This window comes from Cytobacillus sp. OWB-43 (assembly GCF_034651445.1).
Taxonomy (GTDB): Bacteria; Bacillota; Bacilli; order Bacillales; family Cytobacillaceae; genus Cytobacillus; species Cytobacillus kochii.
On the sequence record NZ_JAYEFF010000004.1, the window covers coordinates 53,749 to 65,813 of the forward strand.

Annotated in this window: 11 protein-coding genes; 3 read left to right on the plus strand and 8 right to left on the minus strand. The window is 37.5% G+C overall.

The genetic code is table 11. The features are described 5' to 3' along the window. Position 1: 1 nt before the first annotated feature. From U9M49_RS15505 to U9M49_RS15520, 4 genes are read right to left on the minus strand one after another with little or no spacing between them, the layout of a single operon-like run. On the minus strand, positions 2-796 hold the full coding sequence (locus tag U9M49_RS15505; RefSeq protein ID WP_095370503.1) for an ABC transporter ATP-binding protein: 795 nt from the start codon (positions 794-796) through the stop codon (positions 2-4). Beyond that, complete coding sequence (locus U9M49_RS15510) at positions 793-2,481, minus strand: dipeptide/oligopeptide/nickel ABC transporter permease/ATP-binding protein (RefSeq protein WP_218971973.1); 1,689 nt, start codon at positions 2,479-2,481, stop codon at positions 793-795. The genes U9M49_RS15505 and U9M49_RS15510 overlap by 4 nt, the downstream gene beginning before the upstream one ends. Continuing rightward, on the minus strand, positions 2,474-3,487 hold the full coding sequence (locus U9M49_RS15515; RefSeq protein ID WP_095370504.1) for an ABC transporter permease: 1,014 nt from the start codon (positions 3,485-3,487) through the stop codon (positions 2,474-2,476). Before U9M49_RS15515 ends, U9M49_RS15510 begins: the two co-directional genes overlap by 8 nt. Positions 3,488-3,502: 15 nt before the next feature. Next, entirely contained in the window at positions 3,503-5,149 is a 1,647-nt protein-coding gene (locus tag U9M49_RS15520) for an ABC transporter substrate-binding protein (RefSeq protein ID WP_322910106.1), read from the minus strand. Between the two features lie 647 nt (positions 5,150-5,796). On the opposite strand from U9M49_RS15520, the gene U9M49_RS15525 reads away from it, so the two are divergent. Next, complete coding sequence (locus U9M49_RS15525) at positions 5,797-6,102, plus strand: putative quinol monooxygenase (RefSeq protein ID WP_095370505.1); 306 nt, start codon at positions 5,797-5,799, stop codon at positions 6,100-6,102. Between the two features lie 83 nt (positions 6,103-6,185). Here the strand turns inward: U9M49_RS15525 and U9M49_RS15530 are convergent, their stop codons facing one another. Beyond that, on the minus strand, positions 6,186-7,679 hold the full coding sequence (locus U9M49_RS15530; protein WP_322910107.1) for an FAD-dependent monooxygenase: 1,494 nt from the start codon (positions 7,677-7,679) through the stop codon (positions 6,186-6,188). Between the two features lie 18 nt (positions 7,680-7,697). Continuing rightward, the gene (locus tag U9M49_RS15535) at positions 7,698-8,858 is read right to left on the minus strand and encodes a YhgE/Pip domain-containing protein (protein WP_322910219.1); all 1,161 of its coding nucleotides are present in this window, start codon (positions 8,856-8,858) and stop codon (positions 7,698-7,700) included. A 159-nt stretch (positions 8,859-9,017) separates the two neighbouring features. On the opposite strand from U9M49_RS15535, the gene U9M49_RS15540 reads away from it, so the two are divergent. Together U9M49_RS15540 and U9M49_RS15545 are read left to right on the plus strand one after the other, a co-directional pair. Then, positions 9,018-9,629, plus strand: a complete 612-nt coding sequence (locus U9M49_RS15540) for a TetR/AcrR family transcriptional regulator (RefSeq protein WP_322910108.1) — start codon at positions 9,018-9,020, stop codon at positions 9,627-9,629. Between the two features lie 80 nt (positions 9,630-9,709). Beyond that, positions 9,710-9,841: a hypothetical protein gene (locus U9M49_RS15545; protein ID WP_267892255.1), complete on the plus strand. Its 132-nt coding sequence runs from the start codon at positions 9,710-9,712 to the stop codon at positions 9,839-9,841. Positions 9,842-9,851: 10 nt separating this feature from the next. On the opposite strand, the gene U9M49_RS15550 is transcribed toward U9M49_RS15545, so the two are convergent. Together U9M49_RS15550 and U9M49_RS15555 are read right to left on the minus strand one after the other, a co-directional pair. Beyond that, complete coding sequence (locus U9M49_RS15550) at positions 9,852-10,697, minus strand: GNAT family N-acetyltransferase (protein WP_322910109.1); 846 nt, start codon at positions 10,695-10,697, stop codon at positions 9,852-9,854. Between the two features lies 1 nt (position 10,698). After that, positions 10,699-11,247, minus strand: coding sequence for a GNAT family protein (locus tag U9M49_RS15555; RefSeq protein ID WP_322910110.1), 549 nt, complete (start codon positions 11,245-11,247; stop codon positions 10,699-10,701). Positions 11,248-12,065: the final 818 nt, after the last annotated feature.

Here is a 12,065-nt window from a genome sequence, read left to right on the forward strand (position 1 = left end):
TTTAACCTCCATGATTTTCTAGTATTAATAAGGCTTCTATTAAAGTTTTCGTATAAGGATGTACTGGATTCATAATGACATCTAACGTTTCTCCAGTTTCAACGATTTCTCCATTTTTTAGAACAATCAATCGATCGCAAAAGTCACGTGTTAACGCAATATCATGTGTAATAAATAAATAGGATGTACCTTCTTGTTGATTCATCCTTTTCATTAACCTAATTAAATCCAGGCGTAAAGATGTATCTAGCATAGAGGTCGGCTCGTCAGCTAATATCAGTTTCGGTTTACACACAAATGCTCTTGCTAACCCCACTCTTTGTCTTTCTCCACCGGATAATTCATGTGGATAACGATTCATATAATAGTCCGGGTCGAGATTCACACTACGAAGGGCCTCTTTAACTAATTGGGTTCTTTGCTCAAGATTGCCCTTTTCAATTTGTAAAATATGTAGGGACTCTCCAACAATCTCATGAATCTTCATTCGACTCGACAATGCCTCATATGGATCTTGAAAGACCATTTGAATATCTTTCGCTAATTGACGACGTACTTTCGTCTTCATTTTAGTTAGGTCATCACCAGCAAAAAGGATTTTTCCACTATCTGCTGTTTCTAAGCCACTTATTATACGACCAATCGTGCTCTTGCCTGCCCCACTTGCACCAATTAAACCGACAATTTCCCCTTCCTTCATGGAAAAAGAGACATCGGATAATACTTTCGTTTGCAAGGAAGATGAACGATAGAATGATTTCTTTAAAGAATTAATGCGTAATAAATCCGCACTCATCGGCTCACCTCCACTGTTTCTTTCTTCGGATATAGCGTTGGTATACTATCGATTAACACTCTTGTATAAGGGTTCGTAGATACCTTAGACAACTCAACAGATGGTCCTTCTTCTACCTTTTGCCCTTCCTTCATAATCATAAGTCGATCCGTCACGCTCAAAACGGAAGGAAGGTCATGGGAGATATAAATCATTGAAATACCTAACTCTTTTTGTAGTTTGCGTAATAATTGCACAATCTCTACCTGGACAATGACATCAAGTCCTGTTGTTGGTTCATCTGCAATAACGAGTTTGGGCTTATTAATTAAAGCCATCGCGATGATAACTCTCTGCTTCATTCCACCTGATAATTCATGCGGATAGGCGAAGCGCCATTTCTCATCCAAACCAACCTGTTGTAACACTTCAATAACACGCACATCCATTTCTTTGTTACTTAATTGATAATGCGCTCTGACGGCTTCTTGCAACTGCTTATCAATACGAATAACCGGATTTAGTGCATTCATGGCCGCTTGTGCAATATAGCCAATCTCCTTCCCGCGCATTTGTCTAAGCCTTTCATCACCAAAATGCTGTACGAGGTTACCTTCAAAGTAAATCTCACCTGACTCTTTCGCCGGTCTCTTTAATTGTTGAATAATCGCTGTAGCAATGGTTGACTTGCCACTTCCTGACTCGCCAACAATACCTAGCACTTCACCATGCTTAACTACGAAACTAACATCATCAACAACAGAGCGATAATCACCTGATTTTGGATATGCAACTGTAAGACTCTCAACAGACAGCAGAATACCTTTTGAAGATTGATGTTCTTTTGTTTTGACAGGTTGTTTCTTCCTTTTTTCTCTTACAGAATAATCGCCTAAACGTGGATTGAATCTTTCTTCTAAGTAGTAGCCCATCAATGAAAAGGCTAAAACAACAATCACGATACATACGCCTGGAGGAATAATCCACCACACCCAAGCTTCTGTTAAAAAAGCACTTCGGCTATTCGCATAAAATAAAATACTTCCCCAACTCTTTGTTAACGGATCACCCATTCCTAAAAAGCTTAAAGACGATTCCATTAAAATAGCTGCATTCACTCCTGTTACGAACTGAGGAATAAAAATTGGTACCACGCCAGGTAAAATATGTTTATAAAATATATAAAAGTGGCTTGCGCCCATTGTTTTAGCTGCTAAAACAGGGCCAGTATGTTTGATAGAAAGGGTTTGTGCGCGAATTTGTCTCGCTTTACCTGCCCACATAACTAATGTAATAACAAACACTAAAGTAAAAATCCCAGCTCCCATATAAACTGCTACAACAATCATTAACGGCAGGAAAGGTAAGGTAAGAACGATATCTATTATTCGTAATACTACTGTTTCAAATCTACCGCCTATATATCCAGCTAACACACCTATTAAACCACCGATAAAAACTGCTAGAATAGCAGAGGCAATACCAATAAAGAGCGAAGTCCTAGCACCTACGGCCAACTCCGCCAATATATCTTGCCCCATATCATTTGTACCTAATAGATGTTCAAGATTAGGAGATTGAAAGGGAGGTCCAGATGCTTTATAGGCATCGTAAGGAATAAGCATAGGTCCAAAAAGGGCAAATACCAACATGGCTGAGAATAAAACTAAACCCGTTAAGCCAATCCACTTTGTTGTTTTACGCATGAGTGATCTCCTCTCCCTTCTCTTCCTTCCTATTCCGCACACGCGGATCAAATAATGGATACGTTAAATCGGCAATTAAATTGGCCAATATGACACCCATTGTCACAAGTAAAAAGACACCTTGTAGCATAGGGAAGTCTCTAGCCGTTACGCTTTCATACAACAAGCGGCCAATCCCAGGGTATGAATAGACCGTTTCAATGACAACCGCTCCACCAAGTAGTGTTCCCACACTTAATGTGAAATGGGTGTAAATTGGTAACAAAGCATTTCTTAATGCATGCTTAAATACGAGTGCTCGTTTCTTAATTCCCTTCGCTTCAGCCACGGTCATATAATCTTGTCCTAATGATTCCAACATACTGGAGCGAGTGAGTAAATAATTAGAGCCGACTGTAGCTAACGTAATCGTAATCACTGGTAATATGGCATGGCTGACGACATCCTTGATATAACCCCAAGTGGTACCATCCTGTACCATTGAAACCGCTCCGAAAGTAGGAAACCAACCAAGCTGGACAGCGAATATCGATAGAAACATCATCCCGATCCAAAATCCAGGAATAGATTCCAATGTCAGCATGCCGGTTAATATGGTTAAATCACGTTTCTTCCCTCGGTTCCATGCCGAATATGCTCCCGCACTTACACCAATTACAAGACTAAGAATTAAAGCCGTCCCTACTAACAATAATGTCCATGGAATACGTTCTGTTAACACTTCTGTTACCGCGACACCATATTTTATTGAAGTGCCAAAATCTAAAGTGAAAACGCCTTTTAAGTACGTCCAATATTGCTCCCATAAAGACCCACCGAGGCCCAATGAATGTAGGGCCTCTTGTTTTTGTTCTGCTGTTAATTCATTGATTGTTGTTTCACCAAAGAAATATAATAACGGGTCACCCGGAGCGAGACGTGGCAAAGCAAAATTTATCGTTAAAGTAACAAATATCACTAATATATATTGACCTATTTTGTTTTTCACCTTCGCCAAATGCTTCATTTTTATCTAACTTCCTTACTCTACTAATTGCACTGGTGTAGTGGAGGAAACTTTACGTGCTTCTTCAGGTAAAAAGCTGAATTTATTTATAATACCAAAGCCTAAAGACTCAACATATTGATCATATACATCGGCGTTATACGCATAGATTTCTTCTGGATAATAAAGGGCAATCGCAGTTGGTTGCTCATTATATAGTGTTTGCATATCAAAAGAGATTGCTTTACGATCTTCGATTGTAGTCGCGTTCATCCAGTTCGATACTAACTCATCCATTTCTGGATAAGGTAGATCTTTTGTCCAAAGATAAGAAGATCGATGAGACATAATGAACTGATCCGGGTCAGCTACACCATGAGGACCAATTAAACTTACATAAGAATCAAAGTCATCTTCAGATACAGCCGCTGTATAAGTTGTTGGATCCATTGTTTTCACTTCGAACTGAATGCCGATTTCTTTCATTTGAGTTTGTAACATTTCTGCTGTACGGATATATAATGGCTCTGCAGAAGAAACACTAATATCAAGTTTTAAGTTTTCTCCTTCTGGTGTTTCACGATAGCCATCATTATTGCTATCTTCATATCCAAGTTCATCTAGCATGTTGTTAGCTTCTTCTACATTGAATGGTGTTGATAATTCAGGATTTGTCCATGGTGAATCTGGATGCGGATACCCTTTTTCACCCGCTCTTCCTTGTCCTAAAAGAACTGTACTGACAATACTCTCACGATCAATGCCAAGAGAGATTGCTTGACGGAACTCCTCTGAGTTAAATGGTTCCATCTCATAATTCAATCCAAATTGTACGATTGATAGCGGCGATGTACTTGCCAACTTCATAGAGTCTGTTTTTTGTAAAGTTTCTTGTAATTCAGCTGGTACAGTTCTTGTCGTTGTATCAATCTCACCAGATGTCAAAGCATTGAACATCGCTGTTGAATCTTTAATGATTGGCATACTCAACTTGTTCACAGTCGGTGCACCCATAAAATAATCAGTATTTGCCTCAAATTGATAATATTGATCTGGTTCATATGCCGTTAATTTGAAAGGGCCTGTTCCAATAGCTAAATCCGTATGTTTGCGTGGATTCTCAACATTTTCCCAAATATGTTTTGGTAAGATTGGTAAATCGGCAAATGTGATGGTTGCCATTGAAGGACAAGCATAAGCGCATTTGAATTCTAATGTTTCCCCATCATCTAAAATCTCAATAGTATCAACCTTTGGCACTTCACTTACATGGTGCGTGTGACGGTTTGGTGGTCCATCACGGTAGTACTCATATGTAAACTTCACATCTTCAGCCGTAAAGTCTTCTCCATCATGCCACTTAATACCAGAACGAATTTTGACACGCCAAGTTGTATCATCTAACTGCTCTGCTGATTCTGCTAACCATGGTTGTGGCTCATCTACATAAGGGGATGGCGAAAATAATTTATCGTACACAAGATCTGTTAACCAATCCATGTTTCCTGTATAAATATTCAAGGGACCTACATCACTTGGGACCCCGATTTTCAATTCCTCTACTTCTACATTATTTTTACCCTCGCTACTAGCCTTTCCTTCAGATGATGACTCACTAGAGCTGCATCCAGCGATAATCATTAGTACAGCAAGACTAATAAGACCTAATACTTTCTTAAACATCCTCCCTATTTCCCCTCTCTTTTATATAAAATATATTAATATCATTTTTCAATAAGTAGATTATCATAGTTGAGAAAGATTATCAATATCATTTAAATGGAATAATATTCAATAAACCTTTTAAATATAGAGTTTTATTGACTTTGTTTTAGAAAAATATTCTCAGTCTATTCTCAACTGGAAATTTTATCATTATAATTTTTTGGTTAATATTCAAAATATTGTTAAAACTATTCAGAGAAGGAATTCTTATTGAAGGAATCTAGGGGGAATTTGCTTGAAGTAGCGGTGCATTGCAATAGTGGATTGTCCTATGATTATAAAAGGAAAGTTTTTTGATTAGTGGATAAACCTGATACTGAAACTCTTTATCATAATCAAGGATTCAAGTTCCTCTTTTTAATTGTCTAACTTCTTATTAGCCTCGATTTTTCCTATTACGTTGCTCATCCTCTCCTTTCCTTGCTTATTAGTACTTAATCTGTTTCATTTTCTTAAAGAATACCCCATTTGCTCCGATTCTTTTTTACCTACATAAACCTCAGGAATTCCCAAAGATAAATACAAATATATTTCCAATCTTTTCAAGGGTTTTGTTTTATGAAGGCAGAACTATATGAAGTATGAGACGATTAGGAGGGATATACATGAACCAGTATAGTCAATTTACGAAATTTATGACGAAAGATAACCAAGGTGATGTATTAGTTAATCTTCTATTACAAGCATCTGAAGAAATGGAACGCCATCAGCCTTGTCAAATTTATCTTATTAATACGGCAAAAAAAGAAGAAAATATCGTTTATGTATATGAAGTGTGGTCGAGTAAAGAGGCCCACGAAGAGTCACTTACACTAGAAGTTTTTCAAAACCTAATTAAGCGAGCGAAGCCAATTATTGTAAATATAGAAGTGGTCAGCACTTTTGAATTTGTTGCTGGAAAAGGGGTATAACAATGATATAACAAAACTCACTATAGCCCCTTTAGAAGCGTTAGGGGCTATACTATTTTCAATAAAAACTTTACCTCGAGGAATCAGATTCTCACATGCCATTTTTTAACGTATGCGTTGATTTCATCCACTCCCTCTTCACAAGCTACTGCCACATGACCATCAGGACGAATCAGAAGGATTGTCCCCTCTTTTATACCGGCTTTTTCCACAATCTTTGAATATGGAAAAAAAGTAATAGGTATATTAACAGACTTTGTGTTAAATATTACATCTCCATATACATGAATTTGCCAGTTAAAAGACTGTAACAGATCATAGTTAGTACCAGTAGTAAATGCCACCCATGGTAGGCGGTCCCCAGCAGCTACTTTTCCAATTTCGCCAGTTGAAAGCATAGAATCACGATAATGAATCCGTATTTGTGAAACCACTTTGAATAACATATTTCTAACAGTAGTAAACTTCGTCAATTTAGGAATGAGCGTAGGTAGCACAATACTTCGTATCATCTGATTCCACCTGCCTTTTCCGACCATGATGGAGAATAAGCGGTCAGTGGTTGAGACTAATGTTTTCGCAAAAGCCATTCTCTCCTCTTCATACGAGTCAAGAACAGACGAATCCATTCTTCCATCAATGACAGCACCCAATTTCCAGGAAAGATTGATCGCATCACCAATACCTGTGTTCATTCCCTGTCCACCTGCGGGGCTATGAACATGACCGGCATCACCAGCAATAAATATCCTCCCTTTACGAAAATGCTCACTCATACGATGATGGACTTTGTAAGTGGAAAACCAGTTTACTTTTGTTATCACTATAGACAACTTTTCTTGTAAATACGGAGCTATATCGGAAAATTGTAATCCGTCCTTCTCTTGCAATAGTTCTGGGACAATACCAATTAAACGAAATGAACCGGTTGTACGAATAGGAAAAATAATACAAAATCCTTCGTCAAATAATCGCATCTGAAAACCGTTTGTTTCATTTGATTCACAATAGACATCTGCCACATAAAAGAGTTGTTCATAGGAACCTCCAATAAAATCAAAACCTAAAGCCTTTCGCACTGTACTATGCGAGCCATCACAACCGCAAACATATTGAAACACTTCATCTGACTTCTGTCCTTCCTTATTCAGAAGAGTACATACCTCATTTTCACCATCCGTGAAAGATTCTAGTTTGGTTTGCCATTCTACTTCCACACCATGTTCAGCAAGTAACTCAATGAGTACCTTTTCATGTTCATCTTGCGGCAAGCTTAAAATATATGGAAAGGGGCTTTGCCCTTCCCCCATGTTTTCCACATTTAATTTTGCTTTACGTTTGACATTTTTGAAGAATTGTAAATGTTTAATTTTAATTCCTCTATCAATAACATTATCAGCAATACCAAGTTGTTCGTAAAATTCAAGAATCCTTGCCTGAACGACCATTGCTCTCGATTCCTCACCAGGCCCCTTATTCTTATCGATAATTTTACATGGAATGTTTTGTTTAGTAAGGCCTAATGCTAAAGCTAACCCGGTCGGACCTGCGCCTACAATTAACACTTGATTATTCACAAGTACTCCCTCATCTCACTATTTTTTGGGCTTCAACTTTAGTGCTGTTAAGAAAATCACTATTATACTGACTAAACCAATCCAAAACTGGACGGAAATCAAATCCCATGAGAACGATTGCCCAAAATAGAATAACTCCCTCAATCCTTCTACTAGAAATCTAATTGGTAACCAAGAATAGATCCAAGTTTGATGGAATGAAGACATCATCTCAGGAGCCATAGATAATAATGGGGCGCCAAAGAATAATAGAAGCGCGAAAATAGCAATACCCTTAATGCCTAACAAAGATAAAACAGCTAAGATCATTAAAAAGAAACAGAAGGATGTAGCTGATAAAAATAACGCCGTGTCCATAAATGATGGAATGTTCATACCAACTAAGTCTTCCGCTAACCATGGCAGACCAAATCCAATGATTAAAGAAGCAAACAGACCAATTACAATTTGGCCCACTTTTATAGTAATGTTTTCTTTACGTGAATGTACGGTCATTTTGTTCACAGCAATAAACAAAATTGTTGCAATTGCCATGACTGCAATCCAAAGTGGCTGGAATAAAGACACTGGTGCATTACCATTTGCGCTGTTTTCTCCAACCGCATTCACGTTCTGATGATTCACTGCAATCGGTTCAGCTAACACCTCTGCTTGTGAAACAGAAACAGCTGTATCTGCCGTTTTTAACTCCGCAAAAATTTGCGCACGTAACTGCTGATTTAATTGATCAACCATTTGATTAAGCATTTGATTAGCCATAGAGGAGGCAGCGGCATTCATCCCTTGATTAATGATGATATCGATTTCAGGATTTGCTGGATGATTTGTTTTTAATGAAGCTTGTTTTTCACTGAAATCTTTTGGTATGACAAGAGCAGCATAATATTCTTGGTTATCGAGACCTTCTACTACTTTTTCCTTGTTCTTAACCTCGACCCACTTCACTGCAGCTTCATCATCATCTGTACTACTACCCGCTTCCCTGATGTTTTCAACCATCGTCTCCCCTATATTGATAGATCCTTGATTATTTACTTCCATCCCTTCATCCTCATTGACTATCGCAACAGGTAAGTTTTCAGGTGTGGGATTAACTGTTGGAAATAACGTCAGTGAAAAGATAAACATTATAACAAAGGCGAGAATGGGTGTAGCCAATGTTAATTTATCTTTAAAAATTTTCATATGGTCGCCTTCCTTTTTAAGATATAATATTAAACAACACGTTGTTGGTTATAATTATAAATATCAAGAGGTTGGCCATTCAATAATCAAAAAGAGAGAATCTGTTCTTTATGGAACATATTCTTATAATCTGTCGCTTATGGAGGGATTTTTTTGACAAAGAATCAAGATTTACGGGTAACACGCACAAGACAAGCTATTCGAAAAGCAATCGCGGAATTAATTGAAGAAAAGGGTTTTGAAGCAGTAACAGTGAAAGATATTACAACAAGAGCCGGAATCAATAGAGGAACCTTTTATGCACATTATGAGGATAAATACGATTTGATGAATAAATGTCAGGAAGAAATTATGCTTGGATTATCTGAGATTGCTCAGAAAAACATCCCTAAAGTATATGAACAAGTCAATCAATACCCTGGTGGTTCGTTTTCACTAATCATAGGTATTTTCCAATACATTGAACACCATAAAGACTTTCTGAAAGCCATTTTAGGACCAAAAGGTGATCTTTCTTTCCAAACAAAGGTAAAAAAATTTATGTTCAAAAAGCTATTCGATGACCCCAATGGGCCACTGATTAAAGAAGATCAACTACTTGTTCCAAGGGAATACTTAATATCTTATATCGCTTCAGCACATATTGGTGTCCTGCAACAATGGTTACTTGGGGATAAGAATGAAACACCTGAAGAAATAGCTCATATATTATCCACCATTACCCTGAATGGGCCATTCTATGCTGCTGGGATTAAAAAGCAATAACTCCTTACAAATCCTACCTTTTTCACTATATATCTAAACTTGTCCCATTATAAAATAGGTGTAAAAAAGGAGTAATCCATATGTTCATTGCCGTAATAGGATTTATCTTTGTCATGGCTACTTTATTTTCTATAGAACGTAAATTAGCTAAATCTAATGAATTGCATGAAGAAATGATTGCGTTATTGAAGGAAAAGGAAAAGAAAGAATAACCTAAATTATTTATCCAAAAGCCTGCGAGGCAATGGCAAATAGTTGATCCGTTCTTGTTGGTATCTTATTTGAATGTAACATCATCATTGGTGGCTCATTAATCAACTCAAAACCGGCTGCTACTAGCAATTCCTGCAGCTCGTTTTGTTGTGATAAAATATCTATCCTTACGCCATTTCCTTCTCTTTTCTTAAGCTGACTGATGATTTGAAATGCTGAGTGGGTATCTGGTGCAACGATTGGGCCAAGAATCGTATAAACTGGACCAAAAATTGAAAGACCGTACCCGGTTATCTTTCCTTCCTTACTTTTAAGGATTAAGCAATCTTTACTTTGTCTAATTCTCTCCGAGAGGAACTGTGTTCGATTAGCACCAAAGGCTTTCTCATCTAGGGCAACCACTTCTTGAAAATCCTTTTGCTGAAATGGCACCACTTGTGGCGAGGATATAAGCTTATGATTGTTTAAAAAATGAGTTGGCGCAATCAATTTCTTTACTGCCCCTGCCATGTGGAAACCGATTTTTTCATACACCGGCCGCCCATTGGCAGTTGCGATTAATTGAATGATTGTTTGCTCATCTACTTGGCCAATACATTCCTTCATTAAGGCCCTTGCTAACCCCTTTCCTCGGTACTCCTCATGAACAATCACCATACCAATCGAAGCAGCCTTCTCCCCGTATGGAATAATTGCTGCAGACGACACTACCTCATTAGCTTCATTTTTATGTCCAAAAACCTTACTTGAATTTAAAATAGTCGTTACTTCAGCTTGATCATAATCCCAGCCAACAGATTGTGATAGTCGAATGATGCCATCAATGTCTTGGTGGGTCAACATTTGTAGTTTCATATTATCTTGTCATCCATTCATTTTTTAATAAGGAAAAAATACAAGCATCATGTGACTCTCCATTCTGATAGAGATATTGTCTCAGTATGCCTTCTTGCTGAAATCTGAAACGATTAAGCAATTCAATCGAAGCTTTATTTTGAGGAAAAGTAATTGCACCAACACGATTTAATTGTAATGTTTCAAATGTGTATTGTAATACCTTTTCTAGAGTCTCACTTGCTATCCCTTTTCTCCAAAAATCTGGATGGAGCTCATAACCGATTTCTGCTCTAGACTGACCTCTATTCAATAAGTTAAGGCCAACTGTACCAATTAGTTTCTCAGAATCTTTCAGTACGATTGCCCATCTGATTCCCCGCTGCTTCTGAAAAGTCTCCTTCATGAGTTTAATCATATTTACTGCTTGGTTATAATCCGTCAAAGTATCCATACCATAATATCTCGTCACTTTTTCATTCGATAAAACCGCATAATATTCCCAAGCATATACTTCTTTTACTTCTAATAATTTTAAACGACTTGTTTCTAATTCAGGAAAACCTTCCATTACCATACCACCTTTCATTAAAGGTTAGACCTAACATAGAACCGAAAAGTAAACCGCATGTGTTGAAACTTGAGCCTTTGGCGTTAATAACGACCCATCCTGTATTAATCCGTTTGCGATAAATTTCGTTTCATTAAACACATCAGAATTTTCTAGATATTCAAGCGGTAAACCGACTATATAATTTCTCCGCTTCAGCCCACCTGCCGATGCCAATAAATGAGGAGAACTTGAAATGCTCCCAATTTTATAGTCATGTTTAAAAAGCTTGTTTTAATCAATTGTAGTAACCGCTCTTCTTCTAAAACAATAGATATATCCAGAACACAGACTAATCCAGCTTCACCTCGAACCGGTTCCTCGCTCACTCCCACAGTAATAATCTGTTTATTTCCTTGCATTAACACAGATTGTACCACACTTAATTCGTATTCACTGAACTGCGGATACCATACAATCGCTGTTTTTTCATTCTTACCTCCAGTTGATATCGAATAATAATATAATAGTACACTATGAAAATGATTGTGGCTCCGATTTCTAAAAATCTTTTATCGCTGCTAATTATCTAATTGATCTATTTCATCCATTTAAGGTTTTCATTGAGCATTTAGAAGGCAGTCACACTTCTTTAGTTCGAAACAAGTTGAGAAAAGAGAATGAGCGCTTCGCAAATGAGGTTTGCGAGTCTCTCAAGGTGAGAAAAGAGAATGAGCGCTTCGCAAATGAAGTTTGCGAGTCTCTCAGTAAGAGAAAAGGAACTGAGCGCTTCACAAATGAGGTTTGCGAGTCTCTCAAGGTGAGAAAAGAGAATGAGC